Origin of the sequence: Snodgrassella gandavensis, assembly GCF_914768025.1 — a bacterium.
GTDB classification, from domain to species: domain Bacteria; phylum Pseudomonadota; class Gammaproteobacteria; order Burkholderiales; family Neisseriaceae; genus Snodgrassella; species Snodgrassella gandavensis.
Genome location: NZ_CAJZCE010000005.1, coordinates 19017 through 40245, shown reverse-complemented (window position 1 = coordinate 40245; position 21229 = coordinate 19017). Strand labels below are relative to the sequence as shown.

11 protein-coding genes are annotated in these 21229 nt (G+C 39.5%); all 11 read left to right on the top strand.

The features are described 5' to 3' along the window. The first annotated feature begins 780 nt into the window (after positions 1-780). The 11 genes from MJ764_RS05490 to MJ764_RS05445 all read left to right on the top strand — a co-directional run bounded on the left by MJ764_RS05490 (position 781) and on the right by MJ764_RS05445 (position 21186). Complete coding sequence (locus MJ764_RS05490; RefSeq protein WP_239325351.1) at positions 781-996, top strand: hypothetical protein; 216 nt, start codon at positions 781-783, stop codon at positions 994-996. After that, positions 986-1486, top strand: a complete 501-nt coding sequence (locus MJ764_RS05485) for a DUF2335 domain-containing protein (protein ID WP_239325349.1) — start codon at positions 986-988, stop codon at positions 1484-1486. The genes MJ764_RS05490 and MJ764_RS05485 overlap by 11 nt, the downstream gene beginning before the upstream one ends. 349 nt (positions 1487-1835) lie before the next feature. Continuing rightward, positions 1836-2279, top strand: a complete 444-nt coding sequence (locus MJ764_RS05480) for a M15 family metallopeptidase (protein WP_239325347.1) — start codon at positions 1836-1838, stop codon at positions 2277-2279. Beyond that, positions 2276-2611, top strand: coding sequence for a hypothetical protein (locus MJ764_RS05475; protein ID WP_239325345.1), 336 nt, complete (start codon positions 2276-2278; stop codon positions 2609-2611). The genes MJ764_RS05480 and MJ764_RS05475 overlap by 4 nt, the downstream gene beginning before the upstream one ends. Beyond that, entirely contained in the window at positions 2502-2762 is a 261-nt protein-coding gene (gene lysC, locus MJ764_RS11710; RefSeq protein ID WP_476749656.1) for an Rz1-like lysis system protein LysC, read from the top strand. The genes MJ764_RS05475 and lysC overlap by 110 nt, the downstream gene beginning before the upstream one ends. A 3447-nt stretch (positions 2763-6209) precedes the next feature. Beyond that, entirely contained in the window at positions 6210-8549 is a 2340-nt protein-coding gene (locus MJ764_RS05470; RefSeq protein WP_239325343.1) for an SdrD B-like domain-containing protein, read from the top strand. Positions 8550-9513: 964 nt separating this feature from the next. Beyond that, positions 9514-10113 (top strand): L,D-transpeptidase family protein, encoded by a 600-nt coding sequence (locus tag MJ764_RS05465; RefSeq protein WP_239325341.1) that lies wholly within the window; start codon positions 9514-9516, stop codon positions 10111-10113. A gap of 1556 nt (positions 10114-11669) precedes the next feature. Continuing rightward, the gene (locus MJ764_RS05460) at positions 11670-12530 is read left to right on the top strand and encodes a rhodanese-like domain-containing protein (RefSeq protein WP_239325339.1); all 861 of its coding nucleotides are present in this window, start codon (positions 11670-11672) and stop codon (positions 12528-12530) included. Between the two features lie 38 nt (positions 12531-12568). Then, entirely contained in the window at positions 12569-16363 is a 3795-nt protein-coding gene (locus MJ764_RS05455; protein WP_239325338.1) for an Ig-like domain-containing protein, read from the top strand. A 48-nt stretch (positions 16364-16411) separates the two neighbouring features. Further along, positions 16412-20776, top strand: coding sequence for a cytidine deaminase-like fold-containing protein (locus tag MJ764_RS05450; protein ID WP_239325337.1), 4365 nt, complete (start codon positions 16412-16414; stop codon positions 20774-20776). Further along, on the top strand, positions 20770-21186 hold the full coding sequence (locus MJ764_RS05445; RefSeq protein ID WP_239325336.1) for a DUF6911 family protein: 417 nt from the start codon (positions 20770-20772) through the stop codon (positions 21184-21186). The genes MJ764_RS05450 and MJ764_RS05445 overlap by 7 nt, the downstream gene beginning before the upstream one ends. Positions 21187-21229: the final 43 nt, after the last annotated feature.

Genomic DNA, 21229 nt, shown 5'->3' with positions numbered 1-21229 from the left:
TATTTTGGTTTACACAAGCTGCTTTCAGGTGGCTTTTTTATTGGAGTAAACACATCATGCTTAAAGCATTTAAATGGTTACACTGGTTGCTTGATTGATGCTTTTTACCGGACAAATCTCAAGATTGGTTATTTGGTACCGGCACACGAATAATTGAGTGCTAAGCGGGTTTGCCATTCCGACCTGCCTTAGCCCCGTTTTATAGCCCCAAAAATCAGGAAGCCTTAAAAGCTTCTATTGCGTAACTAAACGCAGTCGAGGTGGTTAGTAAAACACTGGACGAACTGCAAAATAAATTTTGACTTCACACCGCAAAGCTGGATGGAATATGCTATATATAGTGTGAACAGGCTTGTCTACAGAATAGTCGATAATCGTTGTTAGATTATCCAATGCAAAGGACATTACAGCGATAAATAGACGCTCGCAGTAGCCTGTGGCCTATGGGGCGATTAAAAGCTACAAATTTGTTATTGGATTATGTATCAGATTCAAGCCAGCTAATGGCCAGCTTGTTGTAAAGTACTATTTTGTTGGGGTTTTTGAATAAAAAACTTGATTTCTTAATATTGTATGCCATAATTAAAGCTAACTATTAGTAATCATGTTAAACCAACTAATTTAAAAGGCGCTCATGAAACGTATTTATCATGATGGATGGGATGGTAATGAATAGCATAGCTGAATGGGTGTAACTAAATAATATTGCCGAAATCGCAGTAAGTAAGCTCGGTGCTTATTATTTAAATTGAAGAAAATAATAAAATTCATGTAACTAGTATGGAGACGGGTGTGAAGATATTAAGTAAATCTTTTATTGTCGGAATGAGTTCCGCCTTTGATTTATTTCCTCGGAGCACAATAAGTAAATTACCTTTTCAGGTATCGATTGAAAATGGCCAGATTCAGGATATTTTGTCCCTTCGGGGGGATATGAAAAAAATTGATGGTGATTTTCAGCAGGCTATAAGAAAAATTAAAGATAATGAGCGATAATCAACGCCGTGATAGCGAAGAAACAAAGGCCTCATGCCCCCAATCTCAAAATACTGAGAAAGAGATATGTCAACTAGAGGAATTAGACATACTTGATAAACTGGAAGAAAATCCTCAACTTGTAAGTAAGATAATTGCTAGATTTCATTCAGGGCCACTTCCTAGTCCTGAAGATTTAGCTATGTATAATCAGCTTATACCTAATGGTGCGGATCGGATAATGCAAAGTGTCGAAAAGGAGCAGTTGGCAAGAATTGAATTAGACCGGCATAAGACAGAATGCGATATCAATTACATAAATAAATCTCTTCAACTGCAACAAAGAGGACAGTGGATTGCTTTCGTTGCGGTTTTATTGTTTTTCATATTATCTTTTCTGCTTATATGGACTGGCTCGCCAGCATTAGGTGCTTCCATAATGGGAGCCTCTCTAGTTGCTATCGTAACTATATTCATAACAGGGAAAGCTATTAAATCCGAATCTAAATAATTTGAATCTGTAACAGATTTAACCCAGCTAAATGCTGGCTTTTTTTAACACAAAAAAATGCCCTCAGGGATTCGCACTCCTTGGGGGCTTTTGTTATTCAAATGAGGCTTTGGACAACATGGCCAATCATAAACGATTTACGTTTAATTTTCTAGGAATTTTTATGGAAACTATTCATTTTACACCAAAAGAGTTGCGTAAAACCTTGTGGACGGCAGTGCTGATTTTGCTATTGCTCATTTTGGCATGGCGACTGCCTGAAATGATCAGCACGGTTAAATAGTGGTGATTTTTGACAACGACGAGGCGGTCATTTCGGCTGCTTTTTTTATGCATGAAAGGTTTTGATATGTACAAATTAGGCAAACGTTCTTTAAACAATCTACAGGGTGTTAATCCTAATCGGGTTAAGGTGGTTGAGCGAGCTATGCAGAGTACTACGCAGGATTTTACTGTTGTAGAAGGTAAACACAGTAAAGAACAGTGTTCAATCAATTATGGCAAAGGCCGCATGGCCAGTGAGTGCACCCAAAAAGACATCGACCCTGAATATGCTCGACCTAACGAAAGACAAGTTACATGGGTTAGCCAGATATTGGCCAGTAAACATGCAACCGGCCGCACTGTTGATATTTACCCTTATCCAATAAATATGAAAGATTCTGACCTTAAAAAATTCAAAGCCATCACGGCAGCCATGAAACAGACAGCGGCAGAATTGGGTGTAACAATCAATTTGGGCAGTAACTGGCAGAAAATCAAAGATTTACAACACTTTGAGGTGGTGCAATGAAAAACATTAATTATCCGGTAGTGGGTGCTTGGGCTTTGCTTGCCTTGATGGTGCTATTTGCTGTGCTTAGCTACGGCAGCAAGCAGTACCAGAAAGGCTATAGCAAGGGCACGGAAGAAGTTCGGCACCAATATCAGGAAGCTTTGGCCAAACAGCAGGCGGCGGCTAACAAAGCCAGCCAAGAATATGAGAAACAGAAAGCGAAGAATGAGGTAAAACAAGATGAACGACAAGCGCAAGTTACAAAGATTGTTAAAGTTCCTGTGTACACTAATGTGTGTCTGGATGCTTCAGGGGTGCGCATCATCAACGAAGCCATCAGCAGTCGCTAGCATTCCAGCTAATCTTACTGAGCCATGCCCTGCATTAAGTCCGTTAAACGGGACTACAGGCACAGATATCTTGCCGTGGGCAGTTGGGATAGTAGGGAAGTATAACGATTGTGCAAGGCGACATAGTGCGCTGGTAAATGCTATTCAGTAATTCGTGTAAGTAAAAAATCAACCGTGGTGGAAATCACCGCGGTTGTTAAAAAATGCTTAACGATATTTATTGTCAAATACCTGAAACTTTAGCTAAAGCATTTTGGTTTTACCGACAACAAGGGTAGATGTAATGAGTTATGGTAGAAATAAGCATAACTAGATTGTTTTCGAGACAACCGTAGTGGGAATCACAACGGTTGAAATGTATTATCTGGGTAGCTTACGTGCGCCCGTTTTCGGGCTTACGTGAAAGGGATGTAAATTCAGTTGTTGTGGAGATTACAACAACTCAATCGTAGCAATCTTTGCTTGGAGGATAGTTACTCTTAGCTGTTTTGCGGTTAAAGGCATTCAATTTGGCTCATTCTACCCGCAAAATTACGGGTATCAGTCTGGTGTCAATATGGTGCCGATACAGTCTGGTAATGCACGTATATACAATGGTTTAAAATAGTAGTGTTAATGGTTGTAATAGGCTAATGCTTTGATTAATAAAAATAACATTAAAAGCCTTTGTGTGGCAGGCAAGAGGTCAGTGGTTCGATCTCGCTTACCGCTACCAATTGAGCTGTTGACAATATTAGAAACGGATACAGAAAGTGTCTATTTTTTCTATAGCATCTATGTGTGCTGGTTTCGTGCAATTGATGCTACTTTCCTGCTTATGATTGTGCATGCTTTTTTCTGTCTAGGGGCAGTTTCCTGCGCGCTATCTGCAAATTCAAGCAAGCGCGTAAGCACTGTAACTGGATAATCGGGAGTAGCATTCTTGCCTGATTTGTGCGCTAATAAATCCTTTCTATCTTCTGCATGCATGCCCGCAGTTTTAAGTCTGTGCCCGATAGTGTGTTTTTATTATGCACATATTTTAAGCCCTTTGTTAGCTCGCACTACTATCCGACATTCATCAGTTTTTGCTGCCCGGTGGCGTGTGTTTTTCCATGCACTGCCAGTCTGAGGTATTGGCACTGGTAAAAAGTGCGTTGTTATGAACTCAAAGCAATTGCAAGCGTTCAATATGCTTAGTCTCGAATACGGGCAGAAAAGCGCCTGCTTTAAGTACCGTGCAATCATAGCACGTCATTATGCTATGATGAGTTGGGAAACGTGGATTGAACGGGTAGTGAGGACGTTAGTGCTGTCTGGGTCGTATGTGTAAAAAAGTAAATATTTTAAAATTTACCATTGCGTATGACTTGAATATTTAGTATATTACTAACCGTTAATCTCTTTTCCTGTTTTTATGCTGGTGTGGGACTTTTTATGCGCCCAAACGAGAGCTCTTAACATATTTCTCCTTTTTAGTTGATATACTTTACTATTTTTACCCGCCTGATTCTTGGCGGGTTTTTTTATTATGTAAGTAAGTCTGGTTGGCTTTCATGAATATTCAATGCGCTAGCCAATTTAATTGTTGTGGCTTTACGTAGTTGTTTTGATGATTCCAGTTGCGAATAAGCTAGTTGGATTATGCCTAATTTTTTGGCACATACTTCTTGTGTAAGTTGCCAGTATTTATGCTATACCTGATCTGATGAGTATTATTTATCGCACAATAAATCTACCACTGCACTAGGCACGCCGTCGGAAAGATAAATTTGAGATTGGTTAGTTAACTGCAAGTATTTATCACAAGGAACTAGGATATATTTGGAATTAACAAACCAATTATTTATAACTTGATACTTTGTAAGTACGGATATCGCGTTTTTTTACCGCTTCAATGAAGACGATGCTAATATCGATTTATATTTAAACCCTATCCGATAATTGCTAACGCTTAGTCTGTGGGTTGGCTTTGTGGATAAACACAGTGGATTTGTGCTTACTGCGCTGGTTTAAAATTGTATTTTTGTTTCATCATCCAAAGGCACTTCTATAGTTGGTGATGCTTTTGTTTAATCTGCATAAATCTATGCTATACGCCGCAATTGCAGGTTCGGACTTATGCAATCTTTGTAGTCAGGATAGATATGATAATGTCAATTATATATATATGTTGCTAGTAAAATGAGTTGATAAGCATGCAATCATATTGGGATGGATATTATCAACTAGTAAATGCTAAATAATTATATAATAAACAGCATTGATACATTACGGTGCAAGCAGGAAAGTTATTATAAAACTATTTAGCGATATAAATAGTGCTTTTGCTGATAATTGCAGGCTTTGGTAGCACAAGATTTTAACGCTGTCTGAAACAGTTTAGTTTGCTTAAAACTTGCAAATTATGCTTAAAAGAGAGTATAGTTAAAAAAATATTTTAAAATTTAATCGAGTAATTTTAATTTTTCCGTATAAGGTTGGTTTTGATTAAGTATCATATGAAAAAGGAAAGGAATGAGAAATGGAGTTTAATATACATAATTGATAAAGATAGTATTGAGCAGGAATCTGGTAAGTGCTAGCTGTTTTAATTAACGCTAATCGTTTAACCTGCGATATTTTATACTTTAAATAAATATGCTGATTTATTGATATGGTTATTATTTTCTATATTGGATGCTAAAAAGTGGCAGAGATTGTTTATAAGCAGCTTATTTCTATTTACAGATAAAATTATTGTTATGGCAAAATGATTGCAGGCCATTTACCGACTATTTGAATATTGCTGAAAATTAAGTAAGTAAATTATTATATTCTATATCATTATAAAGCTTGCTAAATAGTTAGATGCAAACTCAGGTTAAATAAACAGCTTTTTTGCGCTTATAGATAGTTAAAAATAATATGCGGTATTGTTCTTGAGCTGAAACTGAAAAATGTATTTTTATTCTGATTAAAAGTGAATTAAACACTACATTGCTCTTGGCGCTGCATAAACATGCAGACAGTATTATTTTTATTAACCGCATTAATGCACATAATTTAAACAGCTAACGCGCCTTAATCAAGCTTTGGTTGTAATCTTGTATATAAATTTTTCAGGTAAATTTTGTTTTGCCAGCAGCATTGTAATTGCGCTGGCTATCGTGGTCTGTAAACGATTTTCGACTAACTGGCTGCTGTCATTATGCAGTTTATGATAACTGTAATATCCTTTTTCATATTGGAAATGAATCTGCTAACGCTTGATGACAATATGGCCAGATTTGAAAATTTCGCTATGGCAATATTCCTTATGAATAGGTGCGAGATTATTTAGCTGAAAATTAAAATACAAATAATAGATAAATTTCATTTAAACAATACAATATATGGATATAGCAGATGGAGAATAAAAGAAATTTAAATATAAATTGAAAGCAGATTCGAATAATACATAAAAGGAGCGTAAACAGATAAATGCACAAATGATATTAAGGTATTGGCTGCATTATTTGTAAATTCGATAAGATGAATAATGATACATAAAGGTTAAATAATGAAGGGTACCCTATTCAAATATTGCAAAGGATTTTGCCATATGCTGACTCTTCTGGCATTTTTTTTCTGTAGCATAATGCCAGCCAGATCAGTATTTGCGCAAGATGTAGAGTGTGCAGAAGTTAAAATCGTGATTGAGCAGAAACTGTCTTTTGAGCGACAGGCTTTTGATGCACGAATGTTAATTAAAAACGGTCTGGACGACAGGCTGAAAAATATCCGGGTTGAGCTGATTTTTACTGATAAGGATAATCAGCCGGTTGAGGTAACTCAGAGCACTGAGGAGAGTAAAGCCAAGTTTTTCTATCGTATTAATTCCCTCTCCGGGGTTAATGATATCAGCGGAACAGGGCAGATAACAGCAAAATCCAACGCGAATATTCACTGGCTGATTATACCGGCATATGGAGCTGCTAAAGATAAAGACACGCTTTACAACATTGGTGCCAGACTTACCTATGAGCTCAATGGTCAGGAAACCACGGTTGATGTTGCGCCTGATTACGTGGTGGTGAAACCGCAGCCATTGCTGACATTGGATTATTTCTTGCCGGGTGAGGTTTACGGGGATGATCCTTTTACTGCAGAGGAAGAACCGCCTGTTCCATTTACTTTGGGCGTACGCATCAAAAATGACGGTAAAGGTATTTCCTATAAAACCATGATTGATTCAGCCCAGCCTAAAATTGTCGAAAACAAAAAGAATTTACTGGTTGACTTCAGTATTCTGGGTAGCTATATCGGAAATCAGCCGGCCGGCAAAAGTTTGTTGCTGAATTTTGGTGATATAGACGCGGGTGCGGCTACTGTCGGCCGTTGGAATATGAGTGCCAGTCTGTCGGGTACGTTTACTGATTTCAATGCGACATTTACTCATGCTGATACTTTGGGTGGTGCTGTTACCAGTCTGTTAAAGGCCACGAATACACACACTTTAATCCATGATGTGACAGTTGATTTGCCTGATAGTGATAATATTGCCGATTTTCTGGCACTTGATGGTGATGTGGTGCGCCTGTATCAATCCAATGGTGTGGATACAGAAGTAAGCGAGCAAAGTAATCAGGCTGCTTTAAAAACAGCCAGTGATGGCTATCAGCTAACTTTTCCGGCCACCAGTGGGTTTGTCTATACCAAAGTAGCTGATCCTTTTAAAGGTAGCAAACAGCCACATGATGTTGTACGTTCGGATGGTAAACGCTTATTAAATGATAATGTCTGGTTATCCAAATCACGTAATAAAGATTTGTCTTGGTCTTATTATGTGAATGTCTTTGATCATGATTCAACCGGAAAATATAATTTATTTAAGCATGAAAATGTTCAGGCTAAGGGCATGATTGCTGGTAAGGTGTACAATGATCTGGATGCAAATGGTCTGCTGAATAATGGAGAACCCGGGCTGAATCATGTTAAAGTTGTCTTGTCTGGTCAGGATAACGCTGGCAATAGGGTTGAGCAGGTTGCTTATACTGATGATTCAGGTAAGTTTATTTTCGATAAGTTACTGGCTGGCGACTATTCCATCTGGGTTACCGATGTAGCGGGTATGATTGACGGGCCAGCTATTGCGGGCAGTGCCGGAGGTAATGCTGTAGCAGGCAAGATTGAGCATATTGTGTTAACAGATAATATGCATGCAGAAAATAATCTGTTTGCGAAGCAAAAAGCTGCTCAGCCTTCTGTACCTGGTAAAGCAGATGTATCACTGAATATTGAACTCGTACAATGGGATTCTGTATTAGCACAGGATACAACGCAGTTATTGCTGACTATCGCAAATCAGGGCACAGCAAGCGCACGTAATATTTATATGCAGACTAATTTATCTGATAATCTTGAAATTACCGGCCAGAAAGTTGTGGCGGGAAATTACAATACTCAGGATGAGCGGATTGATAAGCTTGCAGCCGGTGAAAGTACGAAGCTATTGCTAACAGTAAAAATAAAAGGCACTGAAAAAGTTGGCCAGTTCACTGCACGCGTAGATAGTGAGACTGAGGATGCTGATTTAAATAATAATCAGGTTAGCGTTGCTGTACAGCCTGGTGTGGCCGATATTGCGCTGGAGGTTGAAAAACTGCGGCGGATACCTACACTAGCTGATGATAGTGTGCAAGTGTTAGTAACCATCAGCAATAAAGGGCCAATGGATGCACGCAATATTTATCTGCAACCTGTTTTAGGCTCTAATCTGCAAATAACCAGCCAGAAAGTACTGATGGGCAATTACAATAAGGCAGAAAAGCGGGTTAATGAGCTGCCATTAGGTGAAGCGGCTATTGTATTGCTAACAGTAAAGGTAACTGGAGCCGATGGTAAGGGTGATTTTATTGCTCGGGTGCAGAGCCAGCTCGCTGATCCGGATACAAGTAATAATTCGGTTACACTTCCTGTGTCAGTACACGAGATGTGAAAAGTAGCCAATTAAGCCATCAGCCAAGCAGGCTATTAGTGAATTGGTTACTAGGCTGTTGAAAGCCACGGATACAGGCATTTTAATCCATGAAGTAAAAACAGAGATAAAACCGCTAATTTTCTGGCACTTGATGGAGATGTGGTGCATTTATATGAATTCAGTGGCGTGGATACAGAAGTAACCAAGCAAAGTAAACTGGCTGCTCAAAAAGCAGCCAGTTTATTATTTAATTGGGTGTATTTATGCAAAAGTACCTTATCTTGCGCAGTAGCGACCGGCCGGATTAAGTTGTTCATTTAAATGGCATATATCTGATATCTGATTAAATTGCAAAAATTTATCAACAAACGGTATTGCATAAAGAAAATAATCAGGAAATCATGACATCGGTTATGCCCGTTCAACAAATAATATATCCCTATCATTCAAACTTTCTTATTGCTTTTGGCTAACTAATTGTTTAAGCATATTAAAGATGTCATATAAATTAATGAAGAAAGCGCCAGAACCAGATTCAAAAATTTAAATCCCAATTAAATTGGTTTAAGCTTACATACTATAGTAATATTAGAAAATTTATATTTATTTACTTTTAAAGTAAATACGTAATATTGTTGATCGAATTTTTTGATTGAAAATGATTGGCCGTAATTACAATTAACCTTGTATAGAAGGCGAGAGAAGAGAAGATATGTCGAAACTAATTGGAAATTTGCTTTGCTTATCCAGTCTGATATTTTTGCTTGCTGCTTTTATTGGGTTACTGGCTTCTAATCTATTTAGAAATAAAAATACTGGTATTAAATCAAGATATAAAAAAGTTTTCATCTGCAATATTATCTGTTGCCTGCTTACTTTAATTGTAGGCATTTTCTTTGTATGGAAAAATCAGTCAGCGTACATTGACACAATACCTGCTATTAATAATATATCAAATAGCTTTCACAATACCCATCCTGTAATGAATCAGGCACAAGCTACCAGCATTAATTTTCCTGCTCCCGGGGATAAAATTTATTTGAGACTGTTCAAGCAGGAAGGTATACTGGAAATATGGTATAAACATAAAAATCAGCAGTACCAGTTATCTAAAATCTGGAAAATATGTACCTTCTCCGGTGGCTTAGGGCCTAAAAAGGCAGAAGGAGATGGCAAAAGTCCGGAAGGATTTTATGCTACGCGGAAGAGTCTGCTCAATCCAAACAGCAATTATCATCTGGCGTTTAATATTGGCTACCCGAATGCCTATGACAGGTCAAAAGGCTATACAGGCAGTTATATAATGATTCATGGCAAATGTGTTTCTATTGGCTGCTATGCCATGACAGATAATGGTATAGAAGAAATCTATGCATTGGTTAGTCAGGCATTAAATAGTGGTCAGACAGAAGTCCCAATACATATTTTTCCGTTCAAAATGAATACGGCCAATATGAAAAAATATCAAGGTTCTACACATGATGCTTTTTGGCAGGAGTTGAAACCAGCTTATGATATTTTTCAGTCACAGCGGCGGATTCCCGATATCAGTGTGCATAATCAGCATTATATTGTCAGGTAATATAAACAGAATTAGAGAGTTAAAACAGGCCACGGAAATAAATTTCCGTGGCCTTACTTTCTGGCTTGGTACATATACTAAAACATATAAGGCTTTTATCTGCACAGGTTAATGCCGTAGCCAGTAATATTAAGCATATTGTGCCAGAAGATAATCTGTTTGCAACGCAAAAAACTGAGCAATTTTTTTTCAATCGATAAAGCAGAGATATTTGCCTAAATATTAAAACCGTACACTGGGATTATGTATTGTTATCAGATATGGCGCATTTATTCTTAACAACAACGGTAATTGGCACTAGTGCAAAGAGCGATTTTATTGCGCGGATACGGAACCAGCTCGCTGATGTGGATAAAAGCAATAATTCGCTTGTATTTCCTGTATGAGTAGGGCGATAAGTAAAAAATGGCCAATAAATTTGGTTATATAAACATGCTATTAACCTTTTTAATCGTTCAAAACTTAAATCAAAGCGTACAGCAATGTACTATTTTTTTATGTAATAAGCATGGTGTGTTTGAATGGTTTCTGGGCTTTAGTTTTATCAAATGGGTTAGTGCAAATAATTTGCTTATAAAGAATAAGGTGTGATAATATTCGCAAACAACTTAGATTGAATTACTGTTATTTAGTAAAAATGATATTGGTGCTGTAGCAATATATTGCTTGGCTACGGCTTTATCCATTTTGGATTCAGACATAAAAAGAAAATTGAGCGCAAAATACAAAGCTCTGAGATATTCTGATGCTGAATTCGATTAAATTTAATTTTCGGTACAACATTTGTTAGATAAGTGTTGGTTGTGCTGATAGCTGGCAGAAGCGTTTAATTACATTATTCAAAATTACAGACACATCACCCTGCAATGGTAAGCAGGGTGGATTGATGTGAATAATGAAATAAAACCAAATTCGCCTATCTGCCTATACAGGCTATGTAAATACTTTTATTTATTAAGGCTATAGAATGAAAATTCTGACAATTTAATTACTATTTAAATTTTGAATACAGTGAAATAAAGTTAATCTAGCAATCAAATAGTATTTTCAAAAACTGAAAATTTATTGTTTTATTTAAACCAATGCTGACAGATAAATTTATGTATTTAGCATAAATTTGGTGTGAATTTTATGATGCTGAACCTGTTTAGATAATATTGTTAATGAAGAGATTATGTTTGATAAATAATTATCTGGCTTAATTTTGATAGAGATATCAGGCTGGTTTTCTGTTAACAGCGTGTTCGAGGGCTGGCAACAAAGTAACGATTATGCACGCTTTTAGCACAACAAATGCACCTGTGCCAGCAAGGATAAAGCAGAATAATCAGACTGTTTACTGTGCCTAAAGTGGTAATAATCCCAGTTTAAGCAAGATTCTGGCGTTACAGTTAAGCAGAATGATTGTATGCTAATTAATATCTGATATGTATAAATAGGATATAAAATGCTGAAATATAATGAATATATTTCGATATACCTACTTATAAAAAGGCACTATGTATTTGGCTGGATATTAATTGGTAATTATAAATCAATAATAAAAAGATATAGATATGCTGAAATTAAAACAGATTATTGTATTTTTCGGATTATTATTTTTTATTAGCGCCCAGATATTCGCGCAGGATTTTACTGCCTGCCAGAATAATGAGCCTGATCCGACAATATTGCCTGTAGCTATAAGCTGGCCTGATAACCGCAATAAACAGCCGCTAGATAAAAAAAATTGGCTAACCATACAGCAGTTGAGTCAGCAACAGTTGCAGCATGCTGTCTGGGTGGATGTGAGGTCTGGCATCAAGAACAAAGAATCCGGGCTGGATATGCTGGCTATTCCGCTTCACCAGTTGTCTGGTGCCCAATTTTTGTTTGATAAACCCGTTATTCTGCTTGGAAGCGGGTTTGATCAGCTATCAGTTAATCAGACCATTAACCGTTTAAGAAAAAAAGGCTTTAAGCATACTTTTGCTTTAAATGGTGGCATTTATGAGTGGCAAAAATTACACCAGCCCGCACAGTCGCGCCAGCAGGAAATTTCTGCGGAAGAATTTTTATCCGGAGGCAAAACCATTCACTGGCAGATTATTACGCTAGGCCTAAATGCTGAACAATTAGCTACATTACCTGAACAGCCGGTTAAACAATTTGCACTGACACAAATAACAGCATCAGCGCTGAAGCAGTTTATCCGCAATAACGCTAAAAGCAGTGATGATTTTATCCGCTACGTACTAATTAGCCCGGATGAGCAGACTTTAAAAAGGTTGCAACAGCAAATCAGTTTTGCCGATTCGGCCAATGTTATTTGGTTGCGAGGGGGAATAGCAGCTTATCAGCACTATGTACAACAACAAACAAAATTAATCAAACATGCCGGACAAAGCCTATCTAGACCTTGCCGGTTAACCATATAACTTATTTAAGGAGCTTTCTGACCAATGAGGGGCACACAATGAATATTTATCAATACTGGAAAAACCGGTTTCCCGGTTTAAGTCGGAATAAACAACAAGAGCATAAAAATAAGCAGAAAAAAACATACGTAATGATTTTCTGTGCGTTATGCACCATTGCCTATGCATCAAGCTATGCAGGTACCGACACACGTCTGAATGGTGACGATATAGTCAGTGGCGCATTACCGATAGGCTTTGATTTTAATTATTATGGCAAAAATTATAATAAATTTTATGTCAGTACTAATGGATTATTGCAATTTGAAAATCCAACTACCAGTTATAGCAATTATTGCCTGCCAGCAATTAATAATACATTGTATGTATTCTGGGATGATTTAAGAACGAACGTTGCCGGGAAAACTAAAGGAACCATTAAATACGAAATGCAGGGTGAAGCACCCGAAAGAAAACTAATTGTTCAATGGACAAATCAGTATTTTTATGGCTCCAATCTGCCTATGGGCACATTTCAGGCTATTCTTTATGAAGGCTCAAACCAGATTAAATATCAATATCGCTCATTAAATGATGGTCGCAGTAAAGGCAAAGAAGCTACCATTGGTATACAGGGGGTGCGGCCAAGCAATGTGCAGATAGGCTGTAATAAGGCTGATACAATCAAGCCAGAACAGGCAATTTTATTTACGCCTAATAGTGATTTAACGGATTACAGTAAAGATGAAAATGCCGAATACGAATTTATTGATATTTCGGGTTTAACGCCACCTGCGCCAAAACCGGCTGCCCGATATAGCAATCAGCCACCAGCCTGGTCATGGAAGAACATTGATACACTTAATACTTGGGAAATAGAAATTCAGGATGCTTCCGGTAATTCCGTTCATAAAGAACTACTGAATAATATCAATCAGTTTACTTTCAATGATGGTTTACAGAATGGCAAATCTTATCGTGCCCGAGTAAGAGGAAGTATTAATAACGGCGATACATGGGAGCCATGGTCTGCACGATCTGGCACCACAACGATTGATACTACCAAGCCAGTTGTTGAACTGAATAAATTTAATCGCGTCAATGAGAATGCGGTGCGAATTGGTTACAACAGCAGCGATAACCTGAGTGGGATTGCTTCAGTACACCTACAGATAGCAAATAATCCTGATTTTAATCAGCCATTGGTGGATCAGGATATTAATGTTCAAGCCAATAGTGTGCAGATTGATAATATGCCATCTACTGGTTCGTTATATGCCCGCCTGAATGCAGTTGATAAAGCCGGTAACATCTCTGACTACACTCAGGCAGCGGCTATTGTGGTTACACCGCCAGTACTGATCAGTCCGGTTACCCAGACAAAGGTTAAAACCGCCCAATTAAAGGTTCAGGGTACAGCCGAATCGGGTAGTAAAGTGCAGTTATATCTGAATGACCAACCGGTTGGCCAGCCTGTAGCTGTGAATACCCAAGGCTATTTTAATCAGGATATCCAGTTAAGCAAAGAGGGCAGTTACCGCTTGCATGCTATCGGGCAAAATAATTATGGCCGCAGTGAGCCCAGTGCAGCAGTAACATTTGATTTTGCCTTGCCAATACCCACAGGCATGATTACCACACCCGGCGATAATCAAACCCTTGCCGCTCCGGTAGATATTCAGGTAGATGCAGCAGACGAACTGGGTATCGAAAAAGTTGAGCTGCTGGTTGATGACAAACGCTTTGCCACACTGACAGAACGCCCCTATCAGGCACACTGGCCACTTACCATGCAGGACAACGGTAGCCATAAACTAACGGCAAAAGTCACCAATACCAGCGGCAAAATAGTTACCAGTACACGCACCGTCAAGGTCAAAATAGAACCGCCGGCACCACCACCTACACCTTATACCGGTAAAATTACTACAATCAGCCCGGCTGTTAGCTATGGTCCGCAGCCAGTTACCATTGCTGGTCAGGCACTGTATCGTGCTGATAATACGGCTGCAGCCAGTGTTCCACTGAAGCTGGTATTGAATGTAAAAGGCTTTGAGCGAAAAATTGCAGTTGCCACAGATGAAACTGGCCATTTTTCCTATACCTTTACTCCTCAAGAGTCTGATACGGGAACTTATCAGGTAGGCATTATTCATCCTGACGAAAAAACTGTTACCCATCAGGGCAGCTTTGCCATTAACCGGGTTGCCTTTAATATTCAGGGCTATCAGCTCAAAGCTCCGCGTACCATTACCACACCGATACAGATTAATGCTACAGCCAGTACCGGTGCGAAAAAATTGCGCTGGGTGCTTGCACCTGAAAATCAGCCAGATGGTGTATTGCCACAGGGCATTAATATCCAGTCTGAAGCAGTAGATATTGCGCCCGGCCAAAGCCGCACTACAACGATTAAATTTACTGCGGATAACAATGCTGCCGAAAAAGGTAGCTTGTATCTGGTTGCTTTCGCCGAAGATTCAGGTGATCTGGTACGGGGTAAATTACAGATTAATTATCAGCTTGGCCAGCCCATGCCCGATCTGTATGCATCTCCAAGCTATATCCAGACTGGCTTACAGCAGAATACAAGTACCACAGCCAATGTCAGCGTAGGCAATAAAGGTTTGGCGAAAGCTGAAAATGTTCAGATAGAGCTGGTAGATAAACAGGGTAATCCTGCACCGAGCTGGGTATTTATTGCCAGTGATAAAAATATTGATGCCATTGCGGTAGATGAAAAAGTACCCGTGCAAATCATGGCACAACCAGATAACAGCATTGCAGATGGCATCTACAACTTTATCATCAGAGTGTCTACAGGCGGCAAACTTTCCGGCACCATTCCGGTAAGCATCTCTGTTACCCAGAGTGGACAGGGCATTGTCCAGTTTGATGTGGCTGATATTTATACCGCTACACTGGATGCACAAGGCCAGCTGATTAAAGGCGTTAAAGGGGCAACCATCAAATTGCAGAATGATAGCGTACTAACTGAACAGTATACCCTCAATACCGATAAAGATGGTATTGCTTCATTAAGTAAATTGCCAGCAGGTATCTACCGCTACCGCGTTAGTGCACCCAATCATATGGATGCCAGCGGCCGTATAGTTATTCAGCCCGACAGCACCACTAACCAGCACGTTTTTCTGGAATATCAAACAATAAATGTCGAGTTTAATGTAACCGAAACCACCATAAAAGATGTCTATGACATTAATGTGAACGCCTCCTTTAATACACAGGTACCAGCACCGGTAATCCTGCTGGAGCCACTATCCATCAACCTTGGTGGTATGCAGGTTGGCGAAGAAAAAACTGGCCAGATTACAGTAAGTAACTATGGATTAGTACAGGCCGATAATGTTGTTTTAAATCTGCCTAAAACAGATTCCAGATTTAAGTATGAATTTTTTGGGGAAGTGCCCAGCGTACTCAAGCCAAAAGAAAAAGTAGTTATTTCCTATAAAGTAACCGCTCTGGATCCCAAACAGTCGGCATCTGCACAAACCAGAACCAGCCCAAAGGCAAGTTTATTACGCTCAGCACCAGCGGATGATAACGATGACTGTACTTCTTACGAAGCCAGCTATCAAGAAACACACCAAAGTGAGTGCCCCACTGGTGACATTTCCAAAGGCAGCAGCAGCGGACGTTTTTATCAGTACACCGGTAAAAAATGTTCTACCAAAAATACCAGCTGGGGTTGGGCTGGCGGTGGTTCACTAGGCGGTGGTGGCGGCAGCTTTGGTAGCAGTGGGGCCGGTTCACCATCAGCAATGCCTATTACTCCAGGCTGTACACCTGATGCACCTTGCGCTAGCGATGGAGCCAGTAATGGCGGATGTTAATAACTGCAAATAAAACCAAATTTAATTATTTAAACCAAAGGACATAATATGAAAATAAAAAATACAAAACGCCACCGAATCAGGGCGGTCGATAAGCTGCTTAGTATTACCGGCAGTTTCATTATTATGCTGCTTATAACACTGTCACAAATAGCCTATGCCAGTGTCAGATTACCAAATACTGAATACACTGAAAATACCGTGGATATGCGGGTTAAAGTACTTGGTGGTGAGGTAAAGTTAAAGCGTACCTGGGAAAATGGACGCTGGTATCTGAATCCGGCGTGGGCAGAACTGCGCTTTGTGCTCGATCCTCTCGATAATAGCGTCAAAACCATCGACCGTGCCGGTACGCTATACCAGCGCAGTGGGACGGCTGATCTATATACCTTCCATCAGGTATCAATCAGAAAAACTGATAGTGGCTGGCGCTGGACAGATATGCTGGGAAACTGGATTAACTATGACAGCAAAGGGCGGCCACTGGACTATGGCAATGCCAGTAATGTTAAAGTCAGCTTTGAGCTGGATAAAGATGGCCGGCGCAAAGCCATTAAAGACCACAACGGTGAGCTGGTTTATAGTCTTGACTATGATAATAAGGAACACCTGATCAAAGCCACCGACCGCAGTGGGCGTAGCGTTAGCTATAGCTGGTCTGGTGACCAGCTGACCAAAGTTACTGATGTCATGGGTAATGTGTGGAAGTATGGTTACGATAAAAACGGCCAACTCAATAGCAAAACCGAACCCGATGGCGGCATCACCAAAATTGATTATGTTTTATCAGTCCCGTCACTTCATATGTTTATGGATAGTGGCAGAAATGGAGGCAAAATATCCCAAAGCACCGTAGTCAACACCAGTGCGGCTGATCATGAAAACAAACTGGCGCGGGTAGGCAAAATTACAGCGAAAACTGGTGCAGTAACTGTATATAACACCGAATATAACCGTGTTAACAAACAGTACACCATTACCGTTACTGATCCACTCGGTATTAAAACAGTAAATGTATTTGATTCACAAGGTCGCCAGTTATCGAAAACTGTTAATAACGAACTTAAGCTGCGCTATGAACAGGATACTGCTACCAATCAGGTAAAAATTTTTAATGAACGTGGTATTGCAACTATTGTTCAAAAAGATAGTGAAGAACGTCCAATCAAAATTATTGCAGCAGATGGCAGCACAGAAAATTACCAGTACAACACTAAAGGTATGTTAACTAAGCATATCGATGCTGGTGGTAATGTAACTGAATTGCAATATAACGATCAAAATAAAGTAACTCAAATTATTCAGGCGAAAGGAAAACCAGAACAGCGCATCATATCGTGGGAGTATGATCAGTATGGTCAAGCTAATGGCATAAAATCTGGTAAAAAGCAGATAATAAATTTGCAACAAACCTTGGATAAATATGGAAATATTAGCAGTTACACCGATGCTAACGGTAATACCTATCAATTTACCCACAATGTTCAGGGACAAGTAACCAGTGTTAAAACACCAGCAAATAATATTTGGCAACTAAACTACAATGCAGCTGGTATTCCCGAGCAAGCTATCGACCCACAGGGACGGATAACAAAATATACTAGTGATGCCCTAGGGCGGATTACTCAGATAACAGATTCAATGGGTAATACCACCAATTACAGCTATCAGTACAATAGTCAGGGCTGGCAGGTCAAGGCTACTGATGCACTGAATCAGACCTACACCTATAACTATGATCTGGCCGGAAATCCAGTTAGTGTTATATCGCCGTCTGGTTTGGAAATTAAACAAAGCTACGATAAACAGGGCAGACCCAAAAGCCAACAAGATAGTGCCGGAAACATCACATCCGTAGAGTATGGCAACAAAGGCAGTGGTCTGGACGGCCTGATTGTTAAAACCCTGTATCCAACCTACACCGAAACATATAACTACAATACCATAGGCCTACCCACCAGTGTCAGTCAGGTACTGGATAACAATATCAGTTTGATGACCAGCATCAGTTATAACGAGCAAGGACTGCCAGCTAGTATTACCAATCCCGATGGCAGTACTTTCATGGCTCGTTATGACGCCTATGGCAATATCATCAAAACCATAGATGCACTGGGTGGAGAAATCAGCAATAGCTGGGATGAAATGGGCAATCTGGAGAGTATTACTGATCCAGGCGGCCGTAGCTACACATTCAGCTATGACAACAATGGTAACCTGATTAAAGAAACAGGAGCATCAGGTAATCAGACAGAATATATTTACAACACTGTTGATCAGCTTATTGCTCAGAAAGATGCCAATGGTAACGAAATACATTATCAATATGATCAAACAGGCAACCTGATTGAAGAAAGCTATTTTGCCAAAGGCCAGACTACTGCTGAACAGCGCATCACCTATAGTTACAACGATGCCGGCCAGCTTACCGGTGTGAACCAGGTTGGCGATACCCAAAGCAGCTTTAACTACGTACTGGACAAACTTGGTCGCAGAATCAAAGAAACCATTACCTATCAGAGCAATAACCAAAAAATAAGCAAAGAATTGCAGTATAGCTATGATGCTGATGGCAATCTGGCCAGCATTACCTATCCAGATAACAGCGTAGTTCAATATCATTATGCACAAGGACAACTGCAACAAGTACAGCTACCCAATGGCGAACAAATAACCTGGGATAGTTATCGCTGGAATCAGCCTGAAAGCATTACCGCTCCGGGCAGCAAAACCAGCATGACCTATACCGCATTACAGCAGCCACTGAGTATACGGGTTACCAATGCAGATAACAAAGTTCTGCTCCAGCGTGATTATCAGTACGACAAATCTGGCAATATTATTCAGAGTAATACTGAACAAGGTATTATCGATTATCGCTACGATGCATTGGATCGCTTAACACAAGTCAACCCAGATCAAAGCCTGCAACGAAAAGGCTTGCCGGTAGAATCCTATAGCTATGATGCCACCGGTAATCGTACCGGTAGCGCTCATCAAACAGGAGAATGGCAATACAACAGCAATGGTCAGCTAGTCCAATGGGGCGCGGGTAAGCAGCAGACAGCACTGAGCTATGATGCCACCGGCAACTTAATTAGCGAACAGCTAAATGGTAAACAGCGCAGCTATCAGTACGATAGTATCAATCAATTGATCAGCATTCAGGACGATGATACAGAAAAAGCACACTACCAGTACGACCCGTTTGGCCGCCGCATCAGCAAAACAGTAAATGGCGAAACTACCTATTACCTGTATAGCGATGAAGGCCTGATAGGCGAGCTGGATCAGAATGGCACAATGCAGGTAGCGTATGGCTGGATGCCGGATACCGTATGGGGAAGCAGCCCATTGTGGCAGGCCAGTCTGGACAATAACCAAACCTTAAAAAACGCAGACTATCACTACCTGATAACCGATTATCTGGGTACTCCGCAGCTGGCAGTAAATTCAAGAGGGCAGCAGACATGGAAAGGCATTGCCGATGCCTTTGGTAATACCCAACTGGATCCAGATAACCAGATTACCCTGAATTTGCGCCAGCCAGGACAGTATTATGATCAGGAAAGCGGCTTATATTACAACCTAGCCAGACACTATAACCCGCAAACAGGTCGCTATATAGAAGCTGATCCACTAGGGGTGATAGGTGGACTGAATCTGTATGGCTATGCTAATGCCAATCCATTAATATACATGGATCCGTATGGGTTGTATTCATGGCCTCATTTTATTGATGATGCAAGTAACTTCTCTGCGGGATTTGGCGACGTAGTATCATTAGGAGCAACCAAATGGATTAGAAAAGAATATGATATAGGTAGTGTTGATGACTGTTCAGGTTGGTATAATGTAGGTCAGGTTGCCGGTGTAATGGTAGGCTTTAAATTTGTTGAAAAAGGCATTACTAAAGGCGCTGGGTATGTTGTTAAAAAGCTTTCTCCATACGTAACTGCATACAAAGCTGCTAAGGCTGCAAGAAAACCTATTGTTACAGCTGAATTAAAAATTGGTGGTAGAACATTTAAAGATTATAATCCAGGAGCTCGGGCTGCTCGATCAAAAAGAAAGGCTGATCCTAATAAACCAACTTTGATACGAGATAAAATAGGCGATAAGAAATCAAAAGATGGAAGACCATTTCCAAATAGTCATATGGGTAACGCACATGCAGAAGTAGGTGCATTACAACAGGCTGCGAATAAAGGCTTAACTGAAGGTGCTGATGCAGTTATGAAAGTGACAGGAAAAGATGTTTGTGGTTATTGTCAAACGGATATAGTTGCAATGGCAAAAGCATCAAAACTTAACTCATTGAAAATATATGCAGAGACTGACAAGTCTTATAAATTGTATGAATGGGAAGCTGGTATGGCAAGATTTAAGATAACGGAGACTCCAAAATGGTAAATAGATTTAAATTTAATGGAACGTTTTATGGTAGGATATATGATTATGATAAAAGTATTGTTAACCTTAATCCGACAATAGAAGATATAAATAATTCTCTGGATTTATTTGTATCAAATACTGGCGTTCTAGATTTAGAACAAAATAAAGAGGAAGGTAATATTCCTTTTAGGTTAACGCTTTATGCAGAAAAACAAAAATATCTGGTTATGTTTGGAAAATCAAATCCGGAAGTTGATGATGGTGTAGAAGTAAGAACTTTTTATGATAATACGCGTACGCCAGGAGAATTATATCTCTTGGGGGATTTATGGGATAATTCAATAATCACTGAAGATTTTTCCTTGGTCAGAAAAGCTTTTAATGAGTTTTATCTGACAGGAGATATTGACCAAAATATAGTGAGTTAACTTAAAAGCCTCGAATCATGATTCGAGGCTTTTTTACATAAAT

What these genes read in the sequence shown, in the direction of transcription:
- MJ764_RS05470 (WP_239325343.1), top strand. Translation starts at nt 6,210, where the DNA reads ATGCCAGCCAGATCAGTATTTGCGCAAGATGTAGAGTGTGCAGAAGTT.
- MJ764_RS05475 (WP_239325345.1), top strand. Translation starts at nt 2,276, where the DNA reads ATGAAAAACATTAATTATCCGGTAGTGGGTGCTTGGGCTTTGCTTGCC.
- MJ764_RS05480 (WP_239325347.1), top strand. Translation starts at nt 1,836, where the DNA reads ATGTACAAATTAGGCAAACGTTCTTTAAACAATCTACAGGGTGTTAAT.
- MJ764_RS05485 (WP_239325349.1), top strand. Translation starts at nt 986, where the DNA reads ATGAGCGATAATCAACGCCGTGATAGCGAAGAAACAAAGGCCTCATGC.
- MJ764_RS05460 (WP_239325339.1), top strand. Translation starts at nt 11,670, where the DNA reads ATGCTGAAATTAAAACAGATTATTGTATTTTTCGGATTATTATTTTTT.
- MJ764_RS05455 (WP_239325338.1), top strand. Translation starts at nt 12,569, where the DNA reads ATGAATATTTATCAATACTGGAAAAACCGGTTTCCCGGTTTAAGTCGG.
- MJ764_RS05450 (WP_239325337.1), top strand. Translation starts at nt 16,412, where the DNA reads ATGAAAATAAAAAATACAAAACGCCACCGAATCAGGGCGGTCGATAAG.
- MJ764_RS05490 (WP_239325351.1), top strand. Translation starts at nt 781, where the DNA reads ATGGAGACGGGTGTGAAGATATTAAGTAAATCTTTTATTGTCGGAATG.
- MJ764_RS05445 (WP_239325336.1), top strand. Translation starts at nt 20,770, where the DNA reads ATGGTAAATAGATTTAAATTTAATGGAACGTTTTATGGTAGGATATAT.
- MJ764_RS05465 (WP_239325341.1), top strand. Translation starts at nt 9,514, where the DNA reads ATGAATCAGGCACAAGCTACCAGCATTAATTTTCCTGCTCCCGGGGAT.
- lysC (WP_476749656.1), top strand. Translation starts at nt 2,502, where the DNA reads ATGAACGACAAGCGCAAGTTACAAAGATTGTTAAAGTTCCTGTGTACA.